Below are 26,448 nucleotides of genomic sequence, written 5' to 3'. Positions count from 1 at the left end.
GAAACTCTTGTGGGCTTCTAGGGGGGGAATGGGTTTGGTGCAAGATAAACAGGGGATCAATTGCGTGCGACCCATTGATTTTCCGCCCCTCATCGCGCAAACCCGAACCCAAGAATTACACTGGGGATTAAGATGAGCAGAATCGACGCGAAATTTGCGCAGTTGCAGGCCGAAGGCAAAAAGGCATTTGTTGCCTATGTGATGGCAGGTGATCCCGATTATGACACCGGGCTTGAGATCGTCAAAGGTTTGCCAGACGCGGGCGTCGATATCATCGAACTTGGTGTGCCCTTTACCGACCCAATGGCGGATGGCGCAACGATCCAGCTGGCAGGCCAGCGCGCGCTCGAGGCAGGTCAGACGCTCGAGAAAACGCTGCAATACGCACGCGAATTCCGCAAAAACGACGACACCACGCCGATTGTCATGATGGGCTACTACAACCCGATCTATTCGCGCGGCGTTGATAAGTTCCTAAAGGACGCAGTTGAGGCTGGGATCGACGGGCTGATCATCGTCGATCTGCCGCCCGAAGAAGACGAAGAACTGTGCATTCCTGCCCAAGCCGCAGGCATCAATTTTATCCGTCTTGCGACCCCAACGACCGACGATAAACGCCTGCCCAAAGTGCTGCAAAACACATCCGGCTTTGTTTACTACGTCTCCGTCACCGGCATCACCGGCACCGCCGAAGCCCAAGCAGGCGACGTCGCCCCAGAGGTCGCGCGGATCAAAGCCAAAACCGACCTGCCCGTAATCGTCGGGTTCGGGATCAAAACCCCCGAGGCCGCCGAAAACATCGCCAGCATCGCAGACGGTGCCGTCGTTGGCTCCGCCATCGTCGATAAAATCGGCAAAGGCGAAAGCGTCGCTGACGTGCTAGCGTTTGTGAAGTCGTTGGCGGATGGGACGCATAAAGGGTAACGTCACTACGCCCCCATGACCGGGTAACGCTTCTTTGCTGGATAGATTTCAGTCAGCAAACCCGCCTCGAAACGGCGTAACGTGCGATAGGCAGTCGGACCGTAGGTTTCGACACTACGGCCTACCGCATTTAGCTTATGTTTAATTTCTTGCTTGTCTGCGTCACTCAGGATGACATCAACCTGTTTGGCCGGATGCAGGCTTTCGGCATAGGCACCATTCGCGTTCAATGCGTGATGTTCGTCTAGTAAAAGATGCACGTATGTTACGGTTATACACCCCTCGCGCATGACGCCGGAAAGATGGGTCAGATGTTTCGCGTGCACAAACACTTCATGGCTTTCGAATAACAACTGCGACTGCGCTCCAGCGACAAGCATCCGATGCCAAGGTGAGACATGAATCGGCCCGTTATTTCCGAGTACGCCAGTATCAAAACGGATAGGTGCCATCTTGCCGTAGCCAAGCACAGTTTGCTTCCCGACCCACAAAATCGGCTTTGGCCCAGCTTCGCGCGTGATGACAATGTCGCCTTCGCGCAGATCACCTGCAGCGACAAATCCGTCAGGCGTTTCTATGGGCGTTTTGGTCGCAAAGCAGACATAGTCAGCGTAGGTGAAATAAGGGTCGCCCGAAACCTCCGCATTCGGCTGATTATCGAAGGCAACGATGTCATAGGCGCGGCCTTCCACCAATGGATATTCGGACAAAGTGTAGGCAAAACTGACTGAACCTTCTTTGCCATTCAAAAGAACAACTTCGAACGTCACATCATCGATCGGATCATAAAAGGTCCAACCTGCATCTGCGTTGATTGGAATGTCAGTGTATGTGGTTGTCGGCGTTGTAACCGTAGCGGTCGCAGTTTCTTGACTATTCTTGACGTTATCGTCCAAAGTTTGACCGTCGACGCCAGTTTCGTTATCCGTGATTACTGCAGTCCCGGTCGCCGTCGTGTCACCTGTGAACGTGAACGAACCTAGTGTTGAAGGAAACTCCGTATAAGGAGACCAGAGATATATATATCAAAAGTATAATCTGCCACGTTTCACTCACATATTTTACTCATAAGCACTATCATAAACTAAGTACTCTGTCGTTAGGTTAGTTAGGACGGATTTTAGGCAAATCTAAGGCGTGAATCCAGTTCAATTAGCTTACCCACAACGTTCAAAGAAACAACGATCGGTGAAAGGCAGTTGAACGGGACCCCATCAATTGGTAACAAGAACTAACCAATTTCAGGATTTCAGCCATGCCAGTCATTACCACTATCGACGACCTTAAGCGCCTCCACAAACGTCGCGCGCCTAAGATGTTTTATGATTACGCCGAAAGCGGTAGCTGGACCGAACAGACTTTTCAGGAGAACACGACTGATTTTGACCAAATCCGCCTACGTCAACGCGTTGCGGTGGATATGTCGGACCGCTCGACGAAATCGCAAATGATCGGGCAGGATGTGGCGATGCCTGTGGCGCTCGCCCCTGTTGGGCTGACTGGCATGCAATGCGCGGATGGAGAAATTAAGGCGGCCAAAGCCGCCGAGAAATTTGGCGTTCCATTTACCTTATCCACCATGTCGATTTGTTCGATCGAGGATGTGGCTGCGAACACCAAGAACCCATTTTGGTTTCAGCTATACGTCATGCGAGACGAAGAATTCGTCGACAACATCATCGCCCGCGCCAAGAACGCAGGGTGTTCGGCGCTGGTCCTCACGCTTGATCTGCAAATCCTTGGACAGCGGCACAAGGACCTAAAGAACGGTCTAACCGCCCCACCTAAGATGACGATCCCGACGATGATCAACCTATCGACCAAATGGCGCTGGGGGATCGAGATGCTGCAAACCAAACGCCGCACGTTTGGCAACATCGTTGGTCACGCGAAGAATGTCGGTGACACCAGCAGCCTGTCATCTTGGACCGCTGAACAGTTCGAACCCAAACTGGACTGGGGCATGATTGCGAAGCTCAAAGAAAAATGGGGCGGCAAGCTGATCCTCAAGGGTATTCTAGACGTCGAAGACGCGAAGAAAGCGGTCGAGATCGGTGCAGATGCGATCATCGTCAGCAACCACGGTGGTCGCCAACTTGACGGTGCGCTTTCTGCCATCCGCATGCTGCCATCCATCGTGGCCGCAGTTGGGGATCAGGTAGAGGTCCACATGGACAGCGGCATTCGCTCCGGCCAAGACGTGCTCAAGGCGTTGGCACTGGGGGCAAAAGGTGTCTATATCGGTCGCGCGTTTATCTATGGCTTGGGCGCGATAGGCGAAAAAGGCGTGACGACGGCGCTCGAGGTCATTCACAAAGAGCTCGACGTTACGATGGCACTGTGCGGGCGGCGTGACGTGACCACGCTTGATCCCGAAGTGCTATTGATACCGCAAGATTTCGAAGGAAATTGGCAACAATAGATAGGCTTTGCGAAACCGATTTCAACATTCGTGTGAAATGCACCACCTTTCTGAAAATTCCTCAAGAAAAGGGGAAAAATTCGCGATGAAAACATTGACCTCACATCAATTCAAATGAAGTTTACCAGCGAATGCTGCTCAGGCGAAAATTTTGCCAATCAGCACTCGCGTGAATAAATAATTAACTAGGAGCACTACAATGCGCATCACAACAACTCTCGCCGCTGCGGCTACTCTGGCTGTCGTTTCTACATCTGCTTTTGCTGGCGGTGTTGCACCCGTGGTCATCGAACCAGTCGAAGTCATGGAAGCGCCAAAAACGTCTTCCGTAAACCCAACATACATCGTGGTTGGTGTTGTTGCTGCGCTGCTCATCGCAGCTGCTGCGTCAGAAGACTAAAAAATGTCCGCTTTTTGGGCGGGTATAAAATCAATCGGCACATGCTGATAGAATTATGGGGTTGGCGCTTTGCCAGCCCCTTTTTTATGCCACTTTGGCAGTTTTGCGATAAGCAACGCCAAAGGTACTGCCGAGAGCAACAATAGCGCCACGCCAGCAAAGGCCATACGCAGCCCGAACGCGTCTGAAACAACCCCCATAAGGACAGGCGCGAAAAAGAAGCCAGAAAATCCGATCACAGCGGTGCGTCCGATGGCTTCGGTACGCAAATGCGGCGCGACAAGCTGACCAACCAATGCAAGGCCCATCGGTCCGATAACAGAAACGCCTAAGCCCAAGATACCGAAGCCCAGATATGCGACCAAAGGAACAGGGGCGAACGCAGCAATCACTGCGCCGCAGGCGGAAACAATTGCGGCTACAATAACGACGGTGATTTCGCTCCACCGGGCCGCAACGGCCTGCCCTGAAAAGCGACCAATCGCCATAGTTAGGCCCAACATCACCGGCCCAAGCGCGCCTTCGGCAGCACCTCCGTGCAACGTGCGTTCAAGATGCAGCGCAGACCAAGCCTCCACTGTTGCTTCAGACATAAAGGCCACCAGTACAACTGCACCACAAATAACGATCGGCCAAAGCGGGTAGCGGGCATTCACACTGTCTGCATCTGGGGCAACATCAGTAACCTCCATCCAGACAAACGACACGATAAGGCAGCTTAGCACGGCAAAACCCGCGAACACAGGCGCGGGCGGAAGGCCCGCTTCACGTGTGAATGCAACGACCAAAGCCGCAGCACCATAGGCGACCGAAAACATCGCATGGTTTGCGTTCATGAGAGGCGTTTCATGCGTTGTCTCAAGCATACTAACCCGCGCATTCATGATCACATCCAACAGACCTGACGCCAACCCGACCAAAGCGAGCGACGCCGCAAATGCCAGCGGCGTCGACATAAGTCCGGGAACCAGCCAAGCGGCGGCAAGAAAGGCAACGCCCACTTGCAAAGCGCGCGCGCCAAGCCACCGATCCATGATCGGCGCAAGCCACATCGAAGACACAAGCCCCGTCGCCGAGCCCAGCAGCAATGTGCCAAACATCGCGTCGGACACTTCTAAAGTGGCCTTAATATGCGGGACATATGCAGCAAAGCAGCCCCAAAACATGCCCACGACAACAAAGGCGGCAGCGGGGCGACGGGATAGGAAAAGAGCGTTCAAAATAGACATAACGCTATGGCTGACCGATAATTTTTCCCAAAGCAAGTTTCAAATTTCCGCTGCCACAAAGGCGATAACCGCGCACCCACAAATCAAAGAGGTGCGCGGTCGTCGCTTAGTTCAACACCGCACGCAATTTCGGTATCCGCGACAGGATCAGCGTATCAATCGCAAGTACCGTTAGCAGCGCAAGGCCAGCCATCGGGAATGCCATCGACACACCCAATCCGACCAATGCTGCGCCCTGCCAAAGCGGCAGTTCTTTGGGCATGGGCGGCGCAGCAAGACGGCCAGCTTTTGTTGGGCGGCGTTTCCACCAAAGTACAAGCGCACTGACGCATAGAAATACAACGGCCAAGCAAACGACTGTGTTGGCAAGCACGCTCCATAGGCCCATCGTGCCCATATGCAACGCAATCCCAACAGCCATTGCTTTGCCAGCAAGCGAATAGTCTGCGTAGCGTACATCAGCCAGAACTTTACCTGTAAACTGGTCAACATGCACCGTCCGGTCAGACGTTGGGTTAGTGCTATCTGTACTCATTGAATCGCGGCTTAGGGTCCAAACGCCAGCGTCGCCGCTCGGCACGTTTAGCTGATACCGCGCATCAAAGCCGATCTCGCGCGCAAATGCATCGACCGTATCGATTGTCACCGCACCCGTGATGGCAACCTGCCCCGCATCGCTGCCCGACGCAGGCATCGGCGTTTGCTCTAGCGCCCATGGGACTTCATGACGGTTATGGTTCATGCTGGCATGTGTCTCGTCCGATAGCGGGACGTTATCCCATTTCTCAGCCGGAAACTGGCTCCAAGCTTGGACCATTTTGCCGCCCCAAATTCCAGCCCACGACAGACCTGAAATCAAAAAGAGCACCAAAATCACAGACACCCAAATTCCCACAACGCCGTGCAAAGATTTCCAAAGACTGCGCCCGCGCCCGAATGTCGGTAACAAAGCCCGTTTCCAACCGCCTTCCCGCGGCCACCACATGTACAAGCCAGTCGCTACCAGAACGAGGCAAAGCGACGCTGCCGTCTCAAGCATTCGATCCCCTGCCACGCCAAGCATTAGATCACTATGGATACCGTCGACAAAGTCGTACCAGCCGCTTCGCCGCGGAAAGGTTTCGATCACCTGTGCCGTGTATGGGTCAACAGCGACCATAATAGCGTCTCCCCCTTGATCCACACGAAATAGCGCCGCGACATCGTCGGTCCGTGGGGCAACATATTGCTTCAATACCCCATCAGGGATGGCAGCCATCGCAGCATCTGCTTGGGTGGAAATCGGGGCTACTATGTCTTGTGGTGTTACCGCAGTGCGTTCCCCGTCCCGCCCATCAATCCAGGCGATCCACAGCATTAACATACCTGTCACCGCAAGGATGGTCAGGAATGGGATCACCACAAGGCCCGCATAAAAGTGCCAGCGCCATGCAGCAAAATAAAGTTTATTCACGCCACCCGCAGGCTGCGCATTCGTATCAGTCGTCGTCATAAGTTGGCTCCAAGCCTATTGCTCTGCCGATTGGCAGATGTGTTGAACTCAATTGAGGGAGAGATCAGGCTTGGGGCGGTGCCCGCGACAGGCGCGCAGGGTCTAAGCGTTGCGCGTTCCGGATATTTTGGGCAACTGCGATCAGCTGATCATAGTCACCAGTCACAACCTGCGGCAGGCCATAGCAAACAGGTGGCAGTACCGCGGCTGCAATCAAATGACAGGCAGCACAATGCGAAAATGCCGCTTTGCTTGGATCAGTCGTATCACCACAAAGGTCAGCAAATGACCCACCAGTAGCCAAATATGCGGCAAGGTCAGCGGTCAGCACAGGTTTCTTTGATATTGTCGACATGCCCGCAGCCGCCAAGGCAATGAACAATGCCAAGGTAATAAAAAGCCTACTGATGATGCCAAATTTGTGATGCATGGGGATCGGTGTATCGGGATTATCTGACGAGCGCGAGCGCGGTTTTGACGCAGGCATGGTGACCGGAAGCAAACAAACCTAGCGCGCTAAAGCCCTTGTGGTGTCACCAAGGCGACGGCACAAAGCCCCCTACCGACCACGATATGACCCTTTCGAACAAAAACACTGTTTAAAAGGTGAAAATGGCTTTCCAAACGCGCGAATCTCGCCTATAGCGCGGGCTTCATCGGGCTCGGACACCCTTGGAGGCGGGCCCCTACATTAAGGAATATGACTATGGCTGGAAAGATCCCAGATCTTAACGCCAAGGTACGCGCGGGGACAGGCAAGGGGGCCGCCCGCCAAGCTCGCCGTGATGGCGACGTACCTGGCATTGTTTATGGTGGTGGCGCAGAGCCGCAATCCATTAGCATCCCATTCAACTACCTGCTGACTATGCTGCGCAAAGGCCGCTTTATGTCTACGCTTTTCAACCTCAAGGTTGAAGGCCAAGAAGACGTACGTGTGATCTGCCGCGGCGTTCAGCGCGACGTTGTCAAAGACTTGCCACGTCACATCGACCTGATGCGCCTTAAGCGCACAAGCCGTGTGAAGCTTTTCATCCCTGTTGAGTTTGTTAACGCAGACACATGCCCAGGTATCAAAAAAGGCGGCACGCTGACTGTTGTTCGTAACGAAGTCGAACTTGACGTTCTGGCTGGCGACATTCCTGATCACCTGACTATTGATCTGGCGTCTCACGAAATGGGCGACACCATCCACATCAGCGAAGTCACACTTCCTGAAGGTGCGAAATCGGTTATCGACCGTGACTTCGTCATCGCAAACATCGCAGCACCACGTACGCTGGCTGCCGACGATGAAGATGAAGCAGAAGAAGGCGCGACTGAAGAAGCCGCTGCAGAATAATCCAACGCAGACGCGTGGATCAAAGGGCACCCAATCGGGTGCCCTTTTTCGTTACAACAAACCAATCAAACACAATTTTCTTTTCACTGTCTGTCGATTTTTAACGTGACTGAAAACCGGTGTTGCAACAGTTTAACCTCACCTTTTGAAAAGACGACACCTTTCCGCCACTGGTTGCTTTTCATTACAGCCGGATAAAGTGCCTCATAATCGCGAAATCGATCATTCGTTACAGCGAACGATATGGGCAAATACTTCAAGCTTTCCAAGACATAGCCATCAGCCTGAACACCGCTTGGAACAACGTAGATTTCGTTGCCCTCCAGCCCGAAAATATCTGCAAGGACGGAAAATGAATGCCGCGTTTGCGCGCCCACACCGCCATGCTCAGTGAGCGTAAAGAAAATATTCGCATCAAAAAAACAAACGATGCGGTACCCTTCCTCACGAAGCGCATGTGCTAGCATACCCAGTGGCTGCGCATCCACCCCATTGTCACGTCCAAAGTGATAGATATTGCTGCCATCAAAATAACCGTTTTTTGATCAAGCCGGAGATCGCGCATGAAATTTTGGCGATCGCCACCTATCAGCGGATGTAGTTTCGGATGTGCCAATCTCTTTTTGGCAATCTGCAGCATCAGACTCAGCGCAAGCCATGTAGCGCAGAGGACGCCAATCGCGACTATAAAACTATCGGCCTGATCGCTGACAGGAGGCAAGTTGTGCCATTCTAAAGCCAATAAGCAAGTCACAACCGCAAACGTGATAGTAAGCACAGTGAATACAGCATTCAAAACGCATTTCGCAAACCTTCGTCGCCGCATTATTAGGTCACTCGGCGCGAAAACATCGCCAAGTGTTTCAAAATGTTCCATCATAGTTCGCTTCAAATAAATTGGTTTTGAAGAAACCTAACGCATGGTTTCACGCTAGACCACACACTTCATGCGGCCTAGCGATACGAACCTAGCGCATGTCGCCCTAGGTCAATCGTTGTCTTTGTTCGGCCAACGACTGTCCGATAATCTGCACCGCAGAAGACAAAAATAGCGCAGCCATGATCGCAGCAACAATCAAGTCCGGCCAGCCCGTCGCGGTTCCCCAAACACCAAGGGCTGCAATCATAACCGCAATATTCCCAATCGCGTCGTTGCGTGAACATAGCCAGACGGACCGCACGTTTGCGTCGCCGTCTTTGTAACGCATTAACAGTCCCACGCTGGCAAGGTTGGCGATGAGCGCCAGAAAACCGATAATCCCCATCACTTCTGCGGTTGGAACGCCGACAGCAAAGACTCGGTATGCTGTTGTCCCGAACACCCAAAGCCCCATCAACAACAGGCTGATCCCTTTGGCCAATGCGGCAGTGCTGCGCACCCGTAAAGACGCGCCAATTACGGCCAGTGAAATGCCATAGGTCACTGCATCACCAAAGAAATCCAACGCGTCGGCCTGCAATGCTTGGCTGCGCGCCATATGTCCGGCTGTCATCTCGACCACGAACATCCCCGCATTAATCGCGATAACTGCCCAAAGACGCCGTTTATAGTCGCCTGACACCCCTTCAAATTGGGCATCATGCCCACAACAACCTGCCATCTTAATATCCTTTCATCTTTGCGACTCATGATCTAACGTCTCTAGTAACTAGAGGTTCAAGAGGTTTTTCAGATGTTTTCCATCGGCGCGCTTTCTGACCGAACAGGGGTGAAAATTCCAACTATTCGTTACTACGAAGAAATGGGACTAATGCCCGAACCGGAGCGCACGGCCGGAAATCAGCGACGCTATACACAGGCTGGGCTGGACAGGTTGGGCTTTATCAAACACGCCCGCGATCTGGGCTTCACCATCGAGGCGATACGTGCGCTGATTGATTTGAACGATCGCCCTGATCATTCATGTGCGACCGCAAATGCGATTGCTACAGCCCAACTTGATGACGTGCGTGCCAAGATTGCACGCTTGCAGCGGCTGGAAACGGAACTGGTCCGGATCGCCACCCATTGCGACGGAAAAGGGCGGGCAAGCGACTGCTATGTTCTGACATCTCTTGCCGATCACGGCCTGTGCGAAACGGCGCACTAGCGCTGCGGTGCGGCATGGGTTAAGTAAACGCTATGAAACTTATCGTAGGCCTAGGTAATCCCGGCGCGAAATACGCGCAAAATCGTCACAACATCGGCTTTATGGCCATGGATGTTATCGCAGCAGACCACGGTTTTTCACCGTGGCGCAGCAAATTCCAAGGACAAATCTCCGAAGGGCGATTTGGTTCTGAAAAGGTTGCCCTGCTCAAACCTGAAACATTCATGAACCTGTCTGGCCAATCTGTTGGCGAGGCAATGCGCTATCTTAAACTTGCACCCGAAGACATCATTGTGTTCCACGATGAGCTGGATCTTGCCCCCGGCAAGGTTCGCCTGAAAACAGGTGGCGGTCATGCGGGACACAACGGATTGCGGTCTATCCACGGGCATATCGGTCCTGATTATGACCGCGTGCGAATGGGCATCGGACACCCCGGCCACAAGGATGCGGTTGCAGGATACGTGCTGCGCGATTTTGCCAAGTCTGACGCTGAATGGCTGGACGATGAAATGCGCGGGATCAGTGATGGCATCGCTGATCTTGTTGCGGGTGACGGGCCAAAGTTCCTGAATGCGATTGCGCTACGCGTCGCGCCCCCGCGGTCATCGACAAGCAAGCCAAAACCGAAGCCAACGGTTGCAGCCCCAGAGCCAGACAACGACTCGCGGTCGCCTATGCAAAAGCTGGTGGATCGCTTTCGGTGACCCCCGCGAATGTCTCTGCGGCATTCGCCAATCAATCCCAATCCTGCATGGAACTCGGGTCGCCCTTTATGGGCCAACTCATGGGCCTTTGCGCGACGCGCGAATGGCCTAACTGCCCGGTCACAGATCGAATATTCGAATGGCAAGGTGATCTAAGTCCGCGCAGCCAATCGGTGCCCTTGCGGCTTGCTGGTGCGCTACATGCCCTACGCCTGAATGGCGACGCTGTGCTTGATGCAGTCTATCCACCCAATGCCGTGTCAGACGACATTTTATGGCAGGCAGTCAGCCGGACACTGTGCGACCAATCCCCAACCATCATGACGTGGCTGAACAGCGCACCTCAAACCAACGAAGTCCGAAGGTCTGCTGCTTTGATCGCAGTAGGGTATTTCTTGGCTGATCGCTTTGGGCTGCCAATCCGCACATCCGAGTTGGGCGCAAGTGCCGGGCTGAACCTACAGTGGGATCGCTATGCATTAGAGGTTAGCGGGCAGCGTTTTGGCCCCATTGACCCAGTCCTCACGCTACGCCCTGATTGGACAGGCCCCCTGCCCCCAAAGGCCCAGCCAAACGTGATTGACCGCGCAGGCGTGGATTTGAACCCGCTTAACCCGCAAAGCGACGCACTACGCTTGCAAGCCTACCTATGGCCAGATCAACCCGAACGGCTGCGACTCACTCAGGCGGCCATTGCCGCAGCTCAGACACCTGTTGATCAAGGCGATGCGATTGATTGGCTGCGCTCCCGGCTTCACCATAAACCGGGCGAGCTGCACATGATCTACAGCACCATCGCTTGGCAGTATTTCCCAGCGGACAAACAGGCCGAAGGAACGGCGGCGATTGCCAAAGCGGGCGAAGCTGCAACAGATGATACGCCTCTTGCTTGGTTCGCGATGGAGGCAGACGATCAAAGCCCCGGAGCGGCGCTAACGCTGCGCCTATGGCCGGGCGACTTAACCATACCTCTCGGACGCGCTGACTTTCATGGGCGCTGGGTGCATTGGGCCGCCCCATAAACACGCATTGCAACGCTAGGCTCGGCAAGGCATGTTCAGGTGAATTACGACGGAAAACATAATGAACATAATATCTTCGGCGGCAATCGCCACTGTTGGCGGCTTAGCGGCCTTAGCATTTTGGAAACGGGCCGAGCTTGGACGAATACGCCATGTGCTGAACCTGTTTTCAGCCGACAAGATCGTGCATAATTTCTCGCACATGAACTCCGTGTTCCTGTCGGATCAACTTCCTGCTTCATCCGCTTCAATACCGCTTAAGACAGGCACAACTGCTACACTACCGCCGCAGGCGTATCAGTGGATCAAAGACCGCAACGTGACCGCATTGGTCGTACTAAAAGACGGTGAATTGGTATTCGAAGACTACTTTCACGGCACTGGGCCAAATGATCTACGGATCAACTGGTCAGTATCAAAAAGCTATCTGTCGGCGCTGTTTGGCGTGGTCTTGGCCGAAGGCGCAATCGAAAGCATTGACGACCCTGTCACCAAATACGCGCCCGAACTATCCGGCACCGCCTATAAAGATGCGACAATCAAAGACGTTCTGCAAATGTCGTCGGGCCTTGCCTTTGACGAAGACTACCTCGCGTTCTTTTCCGACATTAACCGGATGGGCCGGGTTCTTGCGCTTGGCGGGTCAATGGATGGCTTTGCAAAACAGCAAACCAAAAGCGCGGCACAGCCCGGTGAACGGATGGAATATGTGTCCATCGACACTCACATCATCGGGATGGTCATTCGAGGTGCAACAGGGCGCGGCATCACGGAACTGCTGCACGACAAGATCATCACGCCTCTGGGAATGGAACAAGCCCCCTACTACCTTACTGATGGCAATGGCGTGGCGTTTGTTTTGGGCGGCTTGAATTGCACAACCCGCGACAATGCCCGCTTTGGGCAAATGATGGCACAGGGTGGTCAATGGAACGGCAAACAAATCGTGCCCGAGGATTGGGTCACCGCGTCAACAACCGCGAGCGCAAAAACCGCACCTGATGAAATCAGATATGGATACCAATGGTGGATACCGCTTGGATACGAAGACGGACAGTTTTTGGCCCGTGGCATTTACGGGCAATACATTTACATTGATCGTATCAACAACGTCGTCATCGCCACGCATAGTGCCGACCGGGCATTCCGCGAAGATGGCGTCAGCCGCGAAAACGAAGTGATCTTTCAAGAGATCGCAGAAAGCCTGAAAAACCATGGAAAAAGACCCGTCCTTTAACGTCCTAGGCAGCAGCTTGATCCCTTGCTCTACAGATCCGATGACCGGGTTCTTTCGCAATGGATCATGCGATACCTGCGCCCAAGACCAAGGCAGCCATACAGTTTGCGCCGTGATGACGGATGAATTTCTGGCCTATTCGAAATACGTCGGCAACGATCTAAGCACACCGCGCCCCGAGTATGGATTTTCAGGGTTAAAAGCTGGCGACAGCTGGTGCCTATGTGCAAGCCGGTTCCTGCAAGCACACGAAGAAGGCTGCGCACCGCAAGTCAATTTGCACGGCACCCATGTCCGAGCGCTTGAAATCGTATCGATCGATGTGCTGCGGATTTATGCGACCGAACGCCCTGCTATCTGAAAAATGCCCTATCATCGCACGCGTAGAAAACCTCAAAATCCAACTTCAGACGCATAGCAGCATACGGAAAACCGGCCTAAACCAAGGCACCCAGCACCGGAGAATTGACCATGGCCATTCATCACATCCTGCCTATGTTATGCATTACTGCAAGCATCCCAACCGTGGGCATAGCGCAAAACGCCGACCTTAGCGGTTTAGCCGAAACTTACGAAATCGCGCAGAACCGCGACTATCATGATGTTGTGAACGGCTTGGTTGTGACCAATTATGAAATCGAAGACGTCTCGGCCACGACGCTGGGCCGCACACGGATCATGGCAAACAATGGCGTTCACAGACGCGAGGTGATTGTAAGTCAGACGACAGGTGAAGTCCTATCAGACCTTATCTTGGACATGCCCGTCAGCCAGCAAGGCGCCGCGCGACAGGCCGCGATGTCAGCAGCCAGTGAACCGCAGTCAAATCAGACCGGGTTAGGAATCGACATCAGCGGTTCAATAATGCTGGGCGTCAACAATAAATCGGGCGGGCACGGCAGCGCGACGATAACAGCTGGCAAAGAAAACATCGGCGGATCAACCGTTGATGCTTGGGTCAGCGTAACCAACGGCTTCTGATCCTTAGCCAAATCAACGAAATTTCCTGCAAGGCAGACGTAACAAGTCGTGCCCAACTCATGGGGGTCTTTGTTGATGCAATGATGGCAACAACCGAAGCAGAAAATCCCCCTGCCCCGGTCATTCCAAAAGCCGCTTATGTCTTCATATCAAAGCCAAGGTGCTTGGCGACGGTAAAGATATCTTTGTCGCCGCGCCCACACATATTCATGACCAGCAGGTGATCTTTGGGCAGTGTCGGCGCGATCTTCATCACATGCGCCAACGCGTGGGACGGTTCCAACGCAGGAATGATCCCCTCCAGCGCACAGCACAGCTGAAACGCCTCAAGCGCTTCGACATCAGTGATCGACACGTATTTCGCGCGGCCAATTTCGTGGAGCCATGCGTGCTCTGGTCCGATACCAGGGTAATCAAGGCCAGCCGAGATGCTGAAGCCTTCCAAAATTTGGCCATCGTCGTCTTGTAGCAGGTACGTCCGGTTTCCGTGCAGCACACCGGGTCGACCACCCGTTAGTGACGCGCAATGTTCCATCTTGGCGTTCACGCCTTTGCCGCCGGCCTCTACGCCGATGATGTTGACGTCCTTGTCGTCAAGGAACGGAAAGAACAGGCCCATGGCATTTGATCCGCCACCGATCGCAGCAACCAATGTATCAGGCAAACGGCCTTCGGCGGCTTGCATCTGTTCTTTGGTTTCTTTGCCAATGATCGCCTGAAAATCACGGACCATCGCAGGATAAGGGTGTGGGCCCGCAACCGTACCGATGCAATAGAAGGTGTCGCGAACGTTGGTTACCCAATCACGCAGCGCATCGTTCATTGCGTCTTTCAATGTACCACGACCAGAGGTCACAGGTACAACTTCGGCACCTAACAGACGCATACGGAATACGTTCGGTGCTTGACGTTCAACGTCATGTGCACCCATATAGACCACACATTTTAGACCGAATTTCGCACAAACTGTCGCCGTCGCAACACCGTGCTGTCCAGCACCTGTTTCAGCGATAATGCGGGTCTTACCCATCCGACGGGCCAGAATGATCTGACCAAGCACGTTGTTGATTTTATGTGCGCCAGTGTGGTTCAATTCGTCACGCTTAAGATAAATCTTAGCGCCGCCCAGATGCTCTGAGAGGCGTTCAGCGTGATACAAGGGACTAGGACGGCCAACATAGTTGGTCCACAGATCATTCATCTCTGCCCAGAACGCATCGTCCGTCTTGGCAAATTCATACTGCTCCTCAAGTTCGAGGATCAGCGGCATCAGGGTTTCCGAAACAAAACGGCCCCCAAAATCACCAAAACGTCCCTTTTCATCGGGACCCGTCATGAAGCTATTGAATAGATCGTTGGGCATGTCACACCTCTTTGTATCGTGCCCGTCAGGACTATCGACATTGGTCAGGATGGTAAAGCAAATGCGGCCCAGGAAATACCGGGACCGCTGGATTTTACGCGCTTCGTGCAGCCGCGCAGAAAGCCTTCATTAGATTGGCGTCTTTAATACCGGGCGCAGATTCAACACCCGAAGCAACATCAACCTGCTTTGTCCCCGTGCGCATGATCGCCTCGGCAACGTTCTCAGCGTTCAATCCACCGGCAAGCATCCAGGGTTTGGTCCAGTATTTACGCCCTGACAACAGCGACCAATCAAAGCTGATCCCATTTCCACCGGGTAAAACAGCGTCTTTTGGCGGCTTTGCATCCAGCATCAACTGGTCTGCAACCGCGCTATAGACATCAATGGCATCCATGTCCGCTGTGCCCGATATGCCCAACACTTTCATCACTGGCAGCCCATAACGCGCGCGAATTTCGGCAACCCGCTCTGGTGTCTCGCTCCCGTGAAGCTGCAACATATCAAGAGGTACGCGATCCGTTAGCGCATCAAGCAGCGCATTGTCAGCATTCACAACAAGCCCTACTTTGGCGACGCCAACAGGCACATCCACAGCAAGATCACCGGCTTCGTCAAAATTGACATAGCGCGGTGACTTCGGAAAGAAGTTGAACCCAAGGTAAGTCGCGCCCGCATCTGCCGCAGACAGCACATCAGCAGCGGTCCGAAGACCGCAAACCTTAATCCGAATGCCAGCGTCCATCAGCTTGCGTTTTCCAACAGCGCTAGAACATCATCACTACTTTTCGCGCCAACTGCCTCACCGCGAAGCTTTTTAACCTCACGGCGCAAGGCGTCTAGTTCACGGGTTTTGATACGGGATTCTGCGCGAATACGATGCTCGCGCACCCATTCCCAAAGGAAACCAATCAGTAGCCCCGCGCCAACCCCTAAGAATATAACGATAAACAACGGCAGCTGAATGTCAGGCGACAGACCGAGCAAATCCGCGACGGGCGTCGGCATCGCGCGCACAGTCACTGCATCGCGGTTCGCCAACCCGATCAGGATCAAACACAAGCCAACGATGGCCCAAAAGACATAACGAATGGTTTTCATAGTACTCTCTGTACCCTCTTAGTTACCGTTTAAGCGATCCCGCAAGAGCTTTCCTGTCTTGAAAAACGGAACATGTTTTTCTTCAACTTCGACAGCTTCTCCCGTGCGAGGGTTACGGCCGATACGCTGGTCACGTTTTTTCACCGAAAACGCGCCAAAGCCACGTAATTCGACACGATCACCGCGCGACATAGCGTCCGTGATTTCTTCAAAGATAGTATTCACAATTTTTTCGACATCGCGCTGATACAAATGAGGGTTTTCATCGGCGATTTTTTGAATCAATTCAGAACGGATCATAACAAGTAGCCTCCCAAAATACACATATCACATACTGCGGGTTTGTCCCCGCTTTTCAAACGACTATAGGCAGTTTGCTGCCTTCGGGAAATAGCGCTGACGCGGGGAATTCGCCCAAAAATCGTGCCTAATCATGATTATTATGCCTGTTTGATGCCGTCACACCTATGATACGGCGAATCGTCCCGTTTTCTGCAGCACAGCATAAATTAACGATTCGGACTTACAGCAGCACCAAATAGATATTGACCATTTGATCAATTTTAGAACCCCTTTGTTTCCCGTCGACATGCAAGCTGTGCAGTGAAACACACAACATGTGCGCCGCCACAGGGTTCCGAAACTTAACGGCAGCCATCAACTGTTGAACATAACAATGATGCACGCATCTACCTCGCAAAACAGGACACCTAAAATGCTTCTCGATCGCTTGAATTGGCGCTACGCCACAAAAAAAATGGATCCGACCAAATCAGTCTCAGCTGAAAAAGTCGACGCCATCCTCGAGGCAACGCGCCTTGCACCGACCTCTAGTGGCCTGCAGCCATTCGAAGTGGTCGTCGTGACGGATCCAGCTGTACGCGCCAAGCTAAAAGACGCCGCGTTCGACCAAGCCCAGCTTGTCGATGGCAGCCATGTGTTGGTCTTCGCCGCTTGGGATAACTATACCGAAGAACGCATTGACGGCGTGGTAAGCGACACTGCTGCCGCCCGTGGTGGTTTGACCGAAGCATTGACGGGTTACTACGACCGCCTGAAAGGTATGTATCTGTCTCGCCCTGCGGACGTGAACTTTGAACATGCCGCCCGCCAAGCCTACATCGGGCTCGGCATCGCGCTAACCGCCGCCGCATTCGAAGAAGTCGACAGCACGCCAATGGAAGGCTTTGAAGCCGACAAATTCGACGAAATCCTAGGCCTGCGCGAACGCGGCCTGCGCTCGGTTGCTATCATGCCACTCGGTTACCGCGACCCAGAAGGTGACTGGCTGAATGGCCAGACCAAGGTTCGGCGCGACGCTGACAAGTTCATCACGCGGGTTAACGCAGCCAACTAAGGCGTGACCAAAGTAAATGAGATTAGCTCTGGCATAGTGTATTATGTCAGAGCTTTTTCGATACGGACATGGGTTGTCGTGGCCCCAGCAAAGGCAAACAAGATGACTACACCGATCACCGACCCACCGACGCAATCTGCGCTAGAACGTCTAAGTAAGGCAGGTCAGCCTCAAACCCTCAGAAACTGCGACCTGAGCGCACTAAATTTTTCGCGGCTTGATCTATCTGGCTGGACGTTCGAAGGCTGCAACCTCTCGCATGCCGATTTCAGCAGCACCCGGCTTGAACGAAGCCATTTCAAAGGCTGCCGTGCGACAGGCGCGAACTTCCCCGGTGCAGACCTAACAGAGGCGACCATCGACGGGGGTGACTTCAGCAACAGCAACTTTCGCGGTGCCACCCTTTCATCTGCCAATGTCATGCGTTGCAAAATGACCGGAACAGAGATGACAGAAGTACGCGCATTGGATTTAACCGTGCATGAAGTCCTCTTCGTCATGGCCGCCATATCTGGTTTCTCTTTCAAAAAGTCCACGTTGACCCAGATCGACTTTAGCGAGGCTGATCTGCGCAACTGCGATTTTCGAGAAACGGTGTTCGAGGACTGCCTTCTGCAGGACGCCCGCCTGCATGACTGCCGCTTCGAAGGCGCGGACCTACGTGGTGCGAACCTTGGCGGCATCCAAATATCTGACTCAAAACGCTACAAAGGCGCAATTATATCCAAACAGCAGGCTGCGGACCTTCTTAGTCAGCTTGGGCTACAGGTATTTTGATCAAACAAACTGTTCTCTGATCAGTCGTTCTTCCAGCCCATGACCCGGATCAAATAGTATCCGGTGTTTGACCATTGGTTCTGACCTAATCTCCACACTAGCAACATTGCGTACTGATTTTCCGTCAGCGTCGGCCATAACCGGGCGTTTGCCGGGGTCGATTACGTCGAACCGCACCACAGCGCGTTTTGGCAGCAGCGCACCGCGCCAGCGACGGGGACGGAATGCAGACATGGCGGTCAGGGCCAAAACATCAGAACCAATCGGCAAGATCGGACCGTGCGCGGAATAGTTATAGGCGGTCGATCCCGCGGGCGTTGCCAACAACGCGCCGTCGCACACCAGTTCGGGCATACGCAGTTTACTATCCACTGTAATACGTAACTTTGCCGCCTGTGGGCCCGCGCGCAGAAGGCTAACCTCGTTGATGGCCAGTGCCTCGTGCATATTTCCATCGACAGTAAGGGCCGTCATGGCTAGCGGGTTGATGACCTCCTCCACAGCGGCATTCAGTCGTTCAACCAGATCTTCGGCATGGTATTCATTCATCAAGAAGCCAACCGTGCCACGGTTCATGCCATACACAGGCACATCCAGCCCTTTGGTTCCGTGCAAAGTATCAAGCATGAAACCATCACCACCTAAGGCCACGATCACATCAGCCTGATCCGGCGGCACATCGCCATACCGTTCCGATAACTCACGCAATGCGCTTTGTGCTGTCGGGACAGGACTGGCGACAAAAGCTATTTTAGGCTGCGACATTAGCGAAAGTTTCCTCTTGTTCTGGATAGTTCTGATTGGATCGCACCTGAAACGCAAGACGCCGATACGAAACCTTCATGACGCGCTCATAAAGATCATGGTCGTTTTGATGCTTTAGAACAGGGCATTCCTACGGTATGAGGGGCCAGTCTTACCGCTTTTGGCACCTGAGAAGGGAAAACATCCATGACATCTGCAGTCCGCGACGCCGGCTTTTTCACCGAAACACTGGATACACGTGATCCAGAAATCCACGCCGCGATCCAAGGCGAACTGGGCCGCCAGCGCAAAGAGATCGAACTGATCGCATCCGAAAACATCGTATCCGCCGCCGTGATGGAAGCCCAAGGCAGCGTAATGACAAACAAATATGCCGAAGGTTACCCGGGTCGCCGTTACTATGGTGGCTGCGAATTTGTCGACGTTGCGGAAAACCTTGCGATTGACCGTGCCAAGCAATTGTTTGGCTGTGAATATGTGAACGTGCAGCCGAACTCTGGCTCTCAGGCGAACCAAGGCGTCTACAACGCACTGATCAAACCGGGCGATACCATTTTGGGCATGTCGCTAGACGCAGGTGGCCACCTGACACACGGTGCAAAACCAAACCAATCAGGTAAAATCTACAACGCGATCCAATACGGTGTGCGTCGTCAGGACAGCCTGCTGGATTATGACGAGGTGCAGGCGCTTGCGACCGAGCACCAGCCAAAGATGATCATCGCAGGCGGTTCCGCTATCCCACGCATCATTGATTTTGCAAAAATGCGCGAGATTGCAGACAGCGTTGGCGCCATTCTGATGGTTGATATGGCCCACTTTGCAGGTCTGGTTGCGGCAGGCATCTACCCATCGCCGTTCCCACACGCACATGTTGCGACAACAACCACGCACAAAACATTGCGCGGCCCGCGCGGCGGCATGATCTGCACCAACGACGCGGACATCGCGAAAAAGGTGAACTCTGCTATCTTCCCCGGCATCCAAGGCGGCCCACTGATGCATGTCATCGCGGGTAAAGCTGTTGCCTTCGGCGAAGCCCTGCGCCCAGAGTTCAAAACCTACCAAGAGCAAGTCGTCAAAAACGCCCAAGCATTGGCTGATCAGCTGATGAAAGGTGGCCTTGATATCGTATCCGGCGGCACCGACAGCCACCTAATGCTGGTCGACCTGCGCCCCAAAGGGGTCAAAGGCAACGCGACTGAAAACTCACTAGGCCGTGCGCATATCACCTGCAACAAAAACGGCATCCCGTTTGACCCTGAAAAACCAATGGTCACATCCGGCATCCGTCTGGGTTCACCCGCAGGCACAACACGCGGATTTGGCGAAGCCGAGTTCCGTCAAATCGCTGACTGGATCGTTGAAGTCACCGACGGTTTGGCCGCCAACGGCGAAGACGGCAACGCAGCAGTCGAAGCCAAAGTCCGCGCCGAAGTCGAAGCGCTCTGCGACAAATTCCCGATGTACCCGAACCTGTAAGAAATGTTGGGTGGGCTTCGGCCCACCTGATGCCGGGCGGGTTCTGATTAGTCGCCAAACACCTAATCAAAACGAATTACAGAGAAATATTAGTATTCCAAACAGCGTAAGCTCAGATCTTTTCAAAAAGCGTGTCAATTATTTTTTGTAGTGATGGTGCTGTCCTTCTACCAGTATGGACTAAAAAACCGAACAAGATCATCACGACGCAATTTCCAATAAAGTGCTCAACCTCTTCCTCAGAGCTAAGTCTGAATTTTTTAGGCGGAGAGCCATAGAGACAAAAATTTCTTCTGTTTGCGACATTATTCTTGATATGGGATTTTATTGTAAACCCTTTGGGCGTGACCTTATCTAGAATCATGTCGATTGCCCGTTCTACCGCTACATCATGTCCTTTTTCACCATTTCCAAAGGTAACTATAGTCTCCAATGGATCATCTTGAACTATTTCAAAATTGTTATGCGGAATGCGTACCGTGATTTGTGGATTTTCACCGCTTCGCTCCACCCTTATCAAACCTGACATTTGCTCTAGGGGGTCAAAAAAATATTTCGAAATGACATCTGCAAGTACGACAAATTTAATCTTATCAGGATGTTGTCGCAATTTTCCAAAACATGACACCTCATAGCCTTTATGACGCAAAGCATAATAAAGAAATGTTGCGGCTTCCTCTTCGGCTGTTAAGCACGCGAGCATTCCTAATGGTTCCAATGGGATCAGCTTCGCTTGCCGAAGGCTATCCTGCATCCCTAAAAGGGACTCGTACATGCCCCCATTTTCAATAAGAGCAGGCGCAAATGAGCTTAGATAATCAACGGGGTCGCATCCCTTTGGGAACTGAGTTTGTATAGCCATTCGTAATTCCAAATCAAAAATATGTGCTTAGCTTGGGCACCCGCTCACCAGCTTCAAGGAATTATTGTGGTAAAAGCAACCCCAGAGTGTGAACCGGACAGCACGACTCTCATAACAAACTGCACATTTTCTGCATTTTCATTACCGACGCGCCTGCTACACCCTCCCCCATGAACCAAACCCGCCTCACTGAACGCCGCCTCGGCGATGCCATGCGCCGCCGTCTCCCCGCCAGGGTGGCTGAATTTGTGATGTTTGTTCTCAAACAAGCATGGGCCTGTCTGTTTGGCGCGTGCTTGCTGGCGGCGATCATTGGGACGAAGGTGATCTGGCAGGACGATTGGCCCATTGCCCGTTATGACGCGCTTTTTCTAATCGCCCTTGGCCTGCAGGCGTTGTTTTTGTGGTACAAGCTAGAAACATGGGCCGAGGCGCGCGTGATCTTGTTGTTTCACATCACTGGCAGCGCGATGGAGTGGTTCAAGGTCAGCGCCGGGTCATGGGGCTATCCCGAACCTGCTTTGTTCAAGCTATACGGTGTCCCGCTGTTTTCTGGTTTCATGTATGCCGCCGTCGGCAGCTACATGGCGCGAGTGGTCCGCTTGTTTGACATGCAGTTCGCCCCCTTCCCGCCGATGCTGCTGCACTTTGGACTGGCTGTCGCCGTTTACGTCAACTTCTTCAGCCATCACTATATTTGGGATATCCGCAATCTTCTGTTTGCGGCGACGGTCCTGTTTTACATCCGCACGCGCATTTGGTTTCGGATCGGCGCGAACTGGTACTGGATGCCCCTCCCCCTCGCTGCGTTCCTTAGCAGCTTATTCCTTTGGATCGCAGAAAACATCGGCACGCTGACAGGCACATGGATTTACAGCGGACAAAACCCTTTAGAACTGGTCAGCTTTGCAAAAATAGGCTCGTGGTATCTGTTACTTTATGTGGCCTTCGCCACAGTTACGCTAGTCGTCAAAGACCCGCTTAGACAAAGCCCCGTTGCACCAACACGTAAAGCACCACAGCCCCAGTCACCAACAGTACAAGCGCAATAGACGCAACAACATTAACGGCAGCAGTGATACGTCGTTCACGCGGATTAATCGTGTTCAGATAGGCCACCGCATTCCGATGCGCACGTTGTGCATGTGATGGGTCAACCATACGCGCCAACTTTGGATTTTTCACCAAATCAGCAGATTGAACCATATACGCCAAGTCACGTCGCACAGCGCGGGGCAATGCCCGCCCAGCCTTGCGCACCTGCACGGCAAGTGAATGACCACGCACGCGCAACCTGGTCTCAAGCAACCCGCGAATCTCTGCTACCTGTTGATCAATCGTATGCACCATATTCCATCCGGTAATTGTAAACGCTGCTTCGCTCAATGCCTCTGGCACTCCTGTCGTACAAAGGGTTAGAACAGATGCATGTTAAACACGGTACGATATGATGGGCCCGCGGGCACACCCCTTTTAATTGCACATGGCCTGTACGGATCCGCACGAAACTGGGGGGTGATCGCCAAGCGCCTGTCAGCGGAACGCCCTGTGATCGTTGTAGACATGCGCAACCACGGCAACAGCCCATGGTTTGATAGCCAAAGCTATGCCGACATGGCCGCTGATCTGGCCGAAGTCATTGATCAACCGATGGATGTCTTGGGCCATTCGATGGGTGGCAAAGCAGCCATGGTACTGGCGCTAAAACACCCCGAAAAACTGCGCCGCATGATCGTCGCCGACATTGCACCCGTTCCCTATCAGCACACCCAAATGGGACCGCTAAGTGCGATGCGACAGGTTGATCCCGCAAAGGTCAGTAACCGCAACGATGCGAAAGAACAGCTTGGCGAACTTGAACCGGGCGTCGCGGATTTTCTTTTGCAAAGTCTTGATATGAAAGAAAAACGCTGGCGGCTAAATTTGGACGTGCTCGAGGCGGATATGCCTCAAATCGTCGGCTTCCCAGATGTCACAGGCGTCTTTGATAGGCCAACGCTTTTCCTGTCGGGTGCCAATTCAAGCTATGTTTTGCCTGAACATCGACCCATCATAAAACCACTGTTCCCAAACGCAAAATTCGCAAAAATTCCAGGCGCGGGCCACTGGCTTCACGCGGAAAAACCACGCGAGTTTGAAGCCGCAGCAACAGCTTTTCTAAACATGCCCGCCGCGGGTTGATCGGTGAAAAATCAGCGGCTAGGCTTTTGACGAAACTGTAATACAGAGGTCTATCAATGCTGATCCGCGCACTTCTTGTTCTATCCGTCTTTGGGCTGTCTGCCTGCGAAACTGTCAAAGGCGTCGGTCGCGACATCACCAACGCAGGCGAAGCAGTCAGCGACGCGCTCTGACCGCGCGCCCATTTATTGGGCAGCCGGGGATAAATCACGCAACATTGTCAGGGCCCCTTGACTCAACCAGCCTCGAACTGGTCGCATTCTCTTATTCATCAATAAGGAGATTGCTATGATCACCCCATTTGACATTTGGTCCCCAATTTTCCGGGCGCCGTTTTCGGGTGACGTCACCCAAGAAATCACGCCACGCCTGTTTTCGCCTGACATCAAAGGCAACCCGCTGATCGAACATAAGATCCAGACCGAAGTTGCCAGCTATGGCAAACAGCTAGGCAAAGTGCTTGAGGCGCTAAAATTGCTGTCCGACAAAACCGGGGTCGGCCTGCCGGAAATCGACACGCTGATTACCGAGATTGAAGAGGTAAAGTCCGATACCAAGGATGCATTGCGCGCCGAGGCTGAAAACGCGCTGGCACGGCTAAAACGCGCAGATCACGCCGCATGGACACAGCTAACGCAACAGCCCTAGATCACGCAGGATGTCACAAAGGTCGCGACACTCAGACCGCCCATCAGGACAACAAAAGCATGGGGAAGGTAATAGTACATCGGGCGGCTCCATCGTTAGACAAAGCTAATACGCAGCCGCCTGAAATTTCCGTCGTTATTTTTTCTTAACGAACTCGGTCAGGATGACGATGCGTTGTCCTTCGACGCGGCCTTCGATGTGGCCTGCGTTATCAGCAACCAATGAAATACCCCGGACAGCCGTGCCACGCTTCGCGGTAAAGCCCGCGCCCTTGACCGGAAGGTCTTTGATCAAGACCACAGTATCACCCGCATTCAGGGTCGCACCATGGGCATCTTTGTGTTCGCTTGCGGCGACCACGTTGTCGGCCCATGCGCGGGTCTCATCATCCAGATACTGCTGATCCGCGAGGTCAAGCGCCCACGGCGTGCCGATCTTCACCAGCACCCGCGCGGCAAGCACGGCGATTCCGGGATCTTCGGACCACATTGTGCTGGCAAGCGCGCGAAAGTGGTCCTCGGACGGGTTATCAAGCTGCGCGACACAGGTCCCGCAAATCTCGACAGTTGCCCCTTCAGGGCCACCCGTCACAGGAAAGCTTGAAAGCGGCGTATCGGGGGTTTGGCAAAGGGGGCAAATCATGCCCCCGCGATACCCGGTTTACGACCCAAGAGCCAGCGATTGTTCAGGCACATGTCTTGCAGAATGGCGTGTCCGGCAACAACGCCAACCGTGCCTCAGAAATCTGTTCACCGCATTTCTGACAATAGCCGTAGGTACCCGCCTTGATGCGTGCAAGCGCCGCATCAATCCGCTTAATCTCGGCCAAGTCGCTATTGCCAAGCGCCTCTAGCACCTCATCACCCTGACGTTCGGTTGATCGGTCATCCCAGTCCTTGGACGGCGGATCGTCCAACTGATCTTCGATCTCAACCATATCGCCCACCAGCTCTGCGCGGCGCGCGATAAGCGTCTTTTCATAGGTATCAATATCCATGTCGTGCCTCCTAAAGTTTTGACGACAATGCCCCGGTTGCACCTGTGACGCTTTGATTTGGGTCAAGACAATCTGCGCATTTATGGAACCGAGGCGACAATCACGCGTTGGTCCCACAGATTTTTACAAATGAAAGGACGACCCAATGCGTAAGTCACCCATGATTGCCCTGATCCTAGCCGCCTTTACCCTAAGCGCCTGCGAAACAGTCAAAGGCGCCGGCCAAGATATTTCAAACGCAGGCGAAGCGATTACCGAAGAAAGCCAAGACGTGCAGAACGATCTTTAAAAGTCGGTTTTTTAAGGACGCCGCACGTGGAGCGAACGGACTGAGCTCTGGGGTACGCATCATTCACGCGCCGCCCCTCATTAGTGTGGCGCATGGACCTCGGGGTGGGTGCGAAGCGCCCTCCCCATGGGGAGGTCCGGGCGCTGCACATTCTTCGAATGTGCCTCAGAGTTATAAGTTAAAGTTTCTCGTCCAAAAGAGAGAGTAGCTTAGGGCCGTTGCTAAGAACCCACTCATCGGATGACGAAGGTAAATTCGCTCCATGCGCCGCCGCGTTCAATGTAGGCAGCATATCAAGAATAAGAGAAGAGACATTGTGCCCAACCACACCATTATCCCCAAGTACCCTCAACAATTGAGTAATACCATTCCTCTCGCCGGTAGTAACTAAGTTTCTAGCTGATGCAATTTTTCGTAAGCGGCGCTCAATTTCAATCCTCAATGCCGCCATCGCCAGATTAGGATCGTCAGTCTGCAAATATTTGAAAGCGTCACGGTCTTCGTCATGAACCTCACTTGGATTGGCATTTAGCTTTTCTTCAATTTTTTTAAGATCTAGTTCGATCCCTCCCGGCAATGTGACTTTTTCAAAAAGGCCAAGCAGCCATGGTAGCGCTGCTAACCCTAAAAACGTCGCTGCGATCGTAGAAATTGAAGTTACAAAGGTATCCATCACTGCAATTAACACAAACGTAATTGAAAGAGCTGTTTTCCAATTGGCTCTAACCATAGAAATGAAGCCGTTTAGCATATTCCAAAACCTATTCATTTTCCCGGCCTCCT

Annotated in this window: 35 protein-coding genes; 18 read left to right on the top strand and 17 right to left on the bottom strand. The window is 53.2% G+C overall.

All coding sequences use genetic code 11. The features are described 5' to 3' along the window. The first annotated feature begins 132 nt into the window (after positions 1-132). Positions 133-924 (top strand): tryptophan synthase subunit alpha, encoded by a 792-nt coding sequence (trpA, locus tag CLV80_RS03735; protein ID WP_106354964.1) that lies wholly within the window; start codon positions 133-135, stop codon positions 922-924. A gap of 5 nt (positions 925-929) precedes the next feature. Here trpA and CLV80_RS03730 read toward each other — a convergent pair whose 3' ends face one another. Next, positions 930-1,820, bottom strand: coding sequence for a Hint domain-containing protein (locus CLV80_RS03730; RefSeq protein ID WP_165793315.1), 891 nt, complete (start codon positions 1,818-1,820; stop codon positions 930-932). 359 nt (positions 1,821-2,179) lie between these two features. Here CLV80_RS03730 and CLV80_RS03725 point away from each other — a divergent pair, with 359 nt between their 5' ends. Both CLV80_RS03725 and CLV80_RS03720 read left to right on the top strand, forming a co-directional pair. Beyond that, positions 2,180-3,346 carry an alpha-hydroxy acid oxidase gene (locus CLV80_RS03725; protein ID WP_106354960.1) on the top strand — a complete coding sequence of 389 codons (1,167 nt, stop codon included), beginning with the start codon at positions 2,180-2,182 and terminating at the stop codon, positions 3,344-3,346. 199 nt (positions 3,347-3,545) lie between these two features. Continuing rightward, entirely contained in the window at positions 3,546-3,746 is a 201-nt protein-coding gene (locus CLV80_RS03720) for a hypothetical protein (protein WP_106354958.1), read from the top strand. 53 nt (positions 3,747-3,799) lie between these two features. Here CLV80_RS03720 and CLV80_RS03715 read toward each other — a convergent pair whose 3' ends face one another. The 3 genes from CLV80_RS03715 to CLV80_RS03705 all read right to left on the bottom strand — a co-directional run bounded on the left by CLV80_RS03715 (position 3,800) and on the right by CLV80_RS03705 (position 6,822). Beyond that, positions 3,800-4,975 carry an MFS transporter gene (locus CLV80_RS03715; RefSeq protein WP_106354956.1) on the bottom strand — a complete coding sequence of 392 codons (1,176 nt, stop codon included), beginning with the start codon at positions 4,973-4,975 and terminating at the stop codon, positions 3,800-3,802. Between the two features lie 106 nt (positions 4,976-5,081). After that, positions 5,082-6,467 (bottom strand): PepSY-associated TM helix domain-containing protein, encoded by a 1,386-nt coding sequence (locus CLV80_RS03710; RefSeq protein ID WP_106354954.1) that lies wholly within the window; start codon positions 6,465-6,467, stop codon positions 5,082-5,084. A 64-nt stretch (positions 6,468-6,531) separates the two neighbouring features. Beyond that, complete coding sequence (locus tag CLV80_RS03705) at positions 6,532-6,822, bottom strand: hypothetical protein (RefSeq protein ID WP_207766499.1); 291 nt, start codon at positions 6,820-6,822, stop codon at positions 6,532-6,534. Positions 6,823-7,173: 351 nt separating this feature from the next. Here CLV80_RS03705 and CLV80_RS03700 point away from each other — a divergent pair, with 351 nt between their 5' ends. Beyond that, positions 7,174-7,806, top strand: coding sequence for a 50S ribosomal protein L25/general stress protein Ctc (locus tag CLV80_RS03700; RefSeq protein ID WP_106354950.1), 633 nt, complete (start codon positions 7,174-7,176; stop codon positions 7,804-7,806). Between the two features lie 83 nt (positions 7,807-7,889). Here CLV80_RS03700 and CLV80_RS03695 read toward each other — a convergent pair whose 3' ends face one another. From CLV80_RS03695 to CLV80_RS03685, 3 genes are all read right to left on the bottom strand, one after another. Then, positions 7,890-8,273 (bottom strand): hypothetical protein, encoded by a 384-nt coding sequence (locus tag CLV80_RS03695; protein ID WP_106354948.1) that lies wholly within the window; start codon positions 8,271-8,273, stop codon positions 7,890-7,892. Next, entirely contained in the window at positions 8,267-8,686 is a 420-nt protein-coding gene (locus CLV80_RS03690; RefSeq protein ID WP_165793312.1) for a hypothetical protein, read from the bottom strand. The genes CLV80_RS03695 and CLV80_RS03690 overlap by 7 nt, the downstream gene beginning before the upstream one ends. 103 nt (positions 8,687-8,789) lie before the next feature. Next, complete coding sequence (locus tag CLV80_RS03685) at positions 8,790-9,407, bottom strand: cation efflux transmembrane domain-containing protein (protein ID WP_106354944.1); 618 nt, start codon at positions 9,405-9,407, stop codon at positions 8,790-8,792. A gap of 72 nt (positions 9,408-9,479) precedes the next feature. Here CLV80_RS03685 and CLV80_RS03680 point away from each other — a divergent pair, with 72 nt between their 5' ends. From CLV80_RS03680 to CLV80_RS03655, 6 genes are all read left to right on the top strand, one after another. Next, on the top strand, positions 9,480-9,896 hold the full coding sequence (locus tag CLV80_RS03680; protein WP_106354942.1) for a MerR family transcriptional regulator: 417 nt from the start codon (positions 9,480-9,482) through the stop codon (positions 9,894-9,896). Positions 9,897-9,928: 32 nt separating this feature from the next. After that, positions 9,929-10,603, top strand: coding sequence for an aminoacyl-tRNA hydrolase (pth, locus tag CLV80_RS03675; RefSeq protein ID WP_106354940.1), 675 nt, complete (start codon positions 9,929-9,931; stop codon positions 10,601-10,603). After that, entirely contained in the window at positions 10,600-11,625 is a 1,026-nt protein-coding gene (locus CLV80_RS03670) for a DUF2332 domain-containing protein (RefSeq protein ID WP_106354938.1), read from the top strand. The genes pth and CLV80_RS03670 overlap by 4 nt, the downstream gene beginning before the upstream one ends. A gap of 61 nt (positions 11,626-11,686) precedes the next feature. Further along, positions 11,687-12,862, top strand: a complete 1,176-nt coding sequence (locus CLV80_RS03665) for a serine hydrolase domain-containing protein (protein WP_106354936.1) — start codon at positions 11,687-11,689, stop codon at positions 12,860-12,862. After that, on the top strand, positions 12,840-13,223 hold the full coding sequence (locus CLV80_RS03660; RefSeq protein WP_106354934.1) for a DUF2237 family protein: 384 nt from the start codon (positions 12,840-12,842) through the stop codon (positions 13,221-13,223). Before CLV80_RS03665 ends, CLV80_RS03660 begins: the two co-directional genes overlap by 23 nt. A 110-nt stretch (positions 13,224-13,333) precedes the next feature. Next, positions 13,334-13,843: a hypothetical protein gene (locus CLV80_RS03655; protein ID WP_106354932.1), complete on the top strand. Its 510-nt coding sequence runs from the start codon at positions 13,334-13,336 to the stop codon at positions 13,841-13,843. Between the two features lie 136 nt (positions 13,844-13,979). Here the strand turns inward: CLV80_RS03655 and trpB are convergent, their stop codons facing one another. From trpB to ihfB, 4 genes are all read right to left on the bottom strand, one after another. After that, positions 13,980-15,206, bottom strand: coding sequence for a tryptophan synthase subunit beta (gene trpB / locus CLV80_RS03650; protein WP_106354929.1), 1,227 nt, complete (start codon positions 15,204-15,206; stop codon positions 13,980-13,982). Between the two features lie 94 nt (positions 15,207-15,300). Then, a complete protein-coding gene (locus CLV80_RS03645) occupies positions 15,301-15,951 on the bottom strand; it encodes a phosphoribosylanthranilate isomerase (RefSeq protein ID WP_106354926.1) in 651 nt (216 codons plus the stop codon). After that, on the bottom strand, positions 15,951-16,307 hold the full coding sequence (locus tag CLV80_RS03640; RefSeq protein WP_106354924.1) for a lipopolysaccharide assembly protein LapA domain-containing protein: 357 nt from the start codon (positions 16,305-16,307) through the stop codon (positions 15,951-15,953). Before CLV80_RS03640 ends, CLV80_RS03645 begins: the two co-directional genes overlap by 1 nt. 18 nt (positions 16,308-16,325) lie before the next feature. Continuing rightward, complete coding sequence (ihfB, locus tag CLV80_RS03635; protein WP_106354922.1) at positions 16,326-16,607, bottom strand: integration host factor subunit beta; 282 nt, start codon at positions 16,605-16,607, stop codon at positions 16,326-16,328. A 415-nt stretch (positions 16,608-17,022) separates the two neighbouring features. Here ihfB and CLV80_RS03630 point away from each other — a divergent pair, with 415 nt between their 5' ends. After that, positions 17,023-17,664: an NAD(P)H-dependent oxidoreductase gene (locus CLV80_RS03630; protein WP_106354920.1), complete on the top strand. Its 642-nt coding sequence runs from the start codon at positions 17,023-17,025 to the stop codon at positions 17,662-17,664. Positions 17,665-17,766: 102 nt separating this feature from the next. Then, the gene (locus tag CLV80_RS03625) at positions 17,767-18,441 is read left to right on the top strand and encodes a pentapeptide repeat-containing protein (protein ID WP_106354918.1); all 675 of its coding nucleotides are present in this window, start codon (positions 17,767-17,769) and stop codon (positions 18,439-18,441) included. On the opposite strand, the gene CLV80_RS03620 is transcribed toward CLV80_RS03625, so the two are convergent. Further along, entirely contained in the window at positions 18,442-19,206 is a 765-nt protein-coding gene (locus tag CLV80_RS03620) for an NAD kinase (RefSeq protein WP_106354916.1), read from the bottom strand. Positions 19,207-19,392: 186 nt separating this feature from the next. Here CLV80_RS03620 and glyA point away from each other — a divergent pair, with 186 nt between their 5' ends. After that, positions 19,393-20,688 (top strand): serine hydroxymethyltransferase, encoded by a 1,296-nt coding sequence (gene glyA, locus CLV80_RS03615; RefSeq protein ID WP_106354914.1) that lies wholly within the window; start codon positions 19,393-19,395, stop codon positions 20,686-20,688. Between the two features lie 112 nt (positions 20,689-20,800). On the opposite strand, the gene CLV80_RS03610 is transcribed toward glyA, so the two are convergent. Continuing rightward, entirely contained in the window at positions 20,801-21,550 is a 750-nt protein-coding gene (locus CLV80_RS03610) for a hypothetical protein (RefSeq protein WP_106354912.1), read from the bottom strand. 212 nt (positions 21,551-21,762) lie between these two features. On the opposite strand from CLV80_RS03610, the gene CLV80_RS03605 reads away from it, so the two are divergent. Then, positions 21,763-22,602 carry a DUF817 domain-containing protein gene (locus tag CLV80_RS03605; RefSeq protein ID WP_106354909.1) on the top strand — a complete coding sequence of 280 codons (840 nt, stop codon included), beginning with the start codon at positions 21,763-21,765 and terminating at the stop codon, positions 22,600-22,602. Here CLV80_RS03605 and CLV80_RS03600 read toward each other — a convergent pair. Continuing rightward, positions 22,532-22,936: a hypothetical protein gene (locus tag CLV80_RS03600; protein ID WP_243394396.1), complete on the bottom strand. Its 405-nt coding sequence runs from the start codon at positions 22,934-22,936 to the stop codon at positions 22,532-22,534. The genes CLV80_RS03605 and CLV80_RS03600 overlap by 71 nt on opposite strands. A 42-nt stretch (positions 22,937-22,978) precedes the next feature. Here CLV80_RS03600 and CLV80_RS03595 point away from each other — a divergent pair, with 42 nt between their 5' ends. The 3 genes from CLV80_RS03595 (at position 22,979) to CLV80_RS03585 (ending at position 24,379) form a co-directional block, all read left to right on the top strand. After that, on the top strand, positions 22,979-23,731 hold the full coding sequence (locus CLV80_RS03595) for an alpha/beta fold hydrolase (protein WP_106354904.1): 753 nt from the start codon (positions 22,979-22,981) through the stop codon (positions 23,729-23,731). Positions 23,732-23,787: 56 nt separating this feature from the next. Next, positions 23,788-23,904, top strand: a complete 117-nt coding sequence (locus CLV80_RS03590; RefSeq protein ID WP_106354902.1) for an entericidin A/B family lipoprotein — start codon at positions 23,788-23,790, stop codon at positions 23,902-23,904. Between the two features lie 115 nt (positions 23,905-24,019). Beyond that, positions 24,020-24,379: a hypothetical protein gene (locus CLV80_RS03585; protein ID WP_106354899.1), complete on the top strand. Its 360-nt coding sequence runs from the start codon at positions 24,020-24,022 to the stop codon at positions 24,377-24,379. A 135-nt stretch (positions 24,380-24,514) separates the two neighbouring features. Here the strand turns inward: CLV80_RS03585 and CLV80_RS03580 are convergent, their stop codons facing one another. Beyond that, complete coding sequence (locus CLV80_RS03580; protein ID WP_106354897.1) at positions 24,515-25,021, bottom strand: alkylphosphonate utilization protein; 507 nt, start codon at positions 25,019-25,021, stop codon at positions 24,515-24,517. A 43-nt stretch (positions 25,022-25,064) separates the two neighbouring features. After that, the gene (locus CLV80_RS03575; RefSeq protein ID WP_106354895.1) at positions 25,065-25,376 is read right to left on the bottom strand and encodes a TraR/DksA family transcriptional regulator; all 312 of its coding nucleotides are present in this window, start codon (positions 25,374-25,376) and stop codon (positions 25,065-25,067) included. A 145-nt stretch (positions 25,377-25,521) separates the two neighbouring features. Between CLV80_RS03575 and CLV80_RS03570 the strand changes: the two genes are divergently transcribed. Continuing rightward, the gene (locus CLV80_RS03570) at positions 25,522-25,665 is read left to right on the top strand and encodes an entericidin A/B family lipoprotein (protein WP_106354893.1); all 144 of its coding nucleotides are present in this window, start codon (positions 25,522-25,524) and stop codon (positions 25,663-25,665) included. 178 nt (positions 25,666-25,843) lie between these two features. Here CLV80_RS03570 and CLV80_RS03565 read toward each other — a convergent pair whose 3' ends face one another. Then, complete coding sequence (locus tag CLV80_RS03565; RefSeq protein WP_133169743.1) at positions 25,844-26,416, bottom strand: hypothetical protein; 573 nt, start codon at positions 26,414-26,416, stop codon at positions 25,844-25,846. Positions 26,417-26,448 lie beyond the last annotated feature (32 nt).

Source organism: Yoonia maritima (assembly GCF_003003285.1).
GTDB lineage: Bacteria > Pseudomonadota > Alphaproteobacteria > Rhodobacterales > Rhodobacteraceae > Yoonia > Yoonia maritima.
Note: the sequence above shows the minus strand (reverse complement) of the source record. Positions and strands in the feature narration are given on the sequence as shown.

Coding starts and splice junctions, on each gene's coding strand:
- trpA (WP_106354964.1), top strand. CDS start 133: ATGAGCAGAATCGACGCGAAATTTGCGCAGTTGCAGGCCGAAGGCAAA.
- CLV80_RS03725 (WP_106354960.1), top strand. CDS start 2,180: ATGCCAGTCATTACCACTATCGACGACCTTAAGCGCCTCCACAAACGT.
- CLV80_RS03720 (WP_106354958.1), top strand. CDS start 3,546: ATGCGCATCACAACAACTCTCGCCGCTGCGGCTACTCTGGCTGTCGTT.
- CLV80_RS03715 (WP_106354956.1), bottom strand. CDS start 4,975: ATGTCTATTTTGAACGCTCTTTTCCTATCCCGTCGCCCCGCTGCCGCC.
- CLV80_RS03710 (WP_106354954.1), bottom strand. CDS start 6,467: ATGACGACGACTGATACGAATGCGCAGCCTGCGGGTGGCGTGAATAAA.
- CLV80_RS03705 (WP_207766499.1), bottom strand. CDS start 6,822: ATGTCGACAATATCAAAGAAACCTGTGCTGACCGCTGACCTTGCCGCA.
- CLV80_RS03700 (WP_106354950.1), top strand. CDS start 7,174: ATGGCTGGAAAGATCCCAGATCTTAACGCCAAGGTACGCGCGGGGACA.
- CLV80_RS03695 (WP_106354948.1), bottom strand. CDS start 8,273: ATGCTAGCACATGCGCTTCGTGAGGAAGGGTACCGCATCGTTTGTTTT.
- CLV80_RS03690 (WP_165793312.1), bottom strand. CDS start 8,686: ATGATGGAACATTTTGAAACACTTGGCGATGTTTTCGCGCCGAGTGAC.
- CLV80_RS03685 (WP_106354944.1), bottom strand. CDS start 9,407: ATGGCAGGTTGTTGTGGGCATGATGCCCAATTTGAAGGGGTGTCAGGC.
- CLV80_RS03680 (WP_106354942.1), top strand. CDS start 9,480: ATGTTTTCCATCGGCGCGCTTTCTGACCGAACAGGGGTGAAAATTCCA.
- pth (WP_106354940.1), top strand. CDS start 9,929: ATGAAACTTATCGTAGGCCTAGGTAATCCCGGCGCGAAATACGCGCAA.
- CLV80_RS03665 (WP_106354936.1), top strand. CDS start 11,687: ATGAACATAATATCTTCGGCGGCAATCGCCACTGTTGGCGGCTTAGCG.
- CLV80_RS03660 (WP_106354934.1), top strand. CDS start 12,840: ATGGAAAAAGACCCGTCCTTTAACGTCCTAGGCAGCAGCTTGATCCCT.
- CLV80_RS03655 (WP_106354932.1), top strand. CDS start 13,334: ATGGCCATTCATCACATCCTGCCTATGTTATGCATTACTGCAAGCATC.
- trpB (WP_106354929.1), bottom strand. CDS start 15,206: ATGCCCAACGATCTATTCAATAGCTTCATGACGGGTCCCGATGAAAAG.
- CLV80_RS03645 (WP_106354926.1), bottom strand. CDS start 15,951: ATGGACGCTGGCATTCGGATTAAGGTTTGCGGTCTTCGGACCGCTGCT.
- CLV80_RS03640 (WP_106354924.1), bottom strand. CDS start 16,307: ATGAAAACCATTCGTTATGTCTTTTGGGCCATCGTTGGCTTGTGTTTG.
- ihfB (WP_106354922.1), bottom strand. CDS start 16,607: ATGATCCGTTCTGAATTGATTCAAAAAATCGCCGATGAAAACCCTCAT.
- CLV80_RS03630 (WP_106354920.1), top strand. CDS start 17,023: ATGCTTCTCGATCGCTTGAATTGGCGCTACGCCACAAAAAAAATGGAT.
- CLV80_RS03625 (WP_106354918.1), top strand. CDS start 17,767: ATGACTACACCGATCACCGACCCACCGACGCAATCTGCGCTAGAACGT.
- CLV80_RS03620 (WP_106354916.1), bottom strand. CDS start 19,206: ATGTCGCAGCCTAAAATAGCTTTTGTCGCCAGTCCTGTCCCGACAGCA.
- glyA (WP_106354914.1), top strand. CDS start 19,393: ATGACATCTGCAGTCCGCGACGCCGGCTTTTTCACCGAAACACTGGAT.
- CLV80_RS03610 (WP_106354912.1), bottom strand. CDS start 21,550: ATGGCTATACAAACTCAGTTCCCAAAGGGATGCGACCCCGTTGATTAT.
- CLV80_RS03605 (WP_106354909.1), top strand. CDS start 21,763: ATGCGCCGCCGTCTCCCCGCCAGGGTGGCTGAATTTGTGATGTTTGTT.
- CLV80_RS03595 (WP_106354904.1), top strand. CDS start 22,979: ATGTTAAACACGGTACGATATGATGGGCCCGCGGGCACACCCCTTTTA.
- CLV80_RS03590 (WP_106354902.1), top strand. CDS start 23,788: ATGCTGATCCGCGCACTTCTTGTTCTATCCGTCTTTGGGCTGTCTGCC.
- CLV80_RS03585 (WP_106354899.1), top strand. CDS start 24,020: ATGATCACCCCATTTGACATTTGGTCCCCAATTTTCCGGGCGCCGTTT.
- CLV80_RS03580 (WP_106354897.1), bottom strand. CDS start 25,021: ATGATTTGCCCCCTTTGCCAAACCCCCGATACGCCGCTTTCAAGCTTT.
- CLV80_RS03575 (WP_106354895.1), bottom strand. CDS start 25,376: ATGGATATTGATACCTATGAAAAGACGCTTATCGCGCGCCGCGCAGAG.
- CLV80_RS03570 (WP_106354893.1), top strand. CDS start 25,522: ATGCGTAAGTCACCCATGATTGCCCTGATCCTAGCCGCCTTTACCCTA.
- CLV80_RS03565 (WP_133169743.1), bottom strand. CDS start 26,416: ATGCTAAACGGCTTCATTTCTATGGTTAGAGCCAATTGGAAAACAGCT.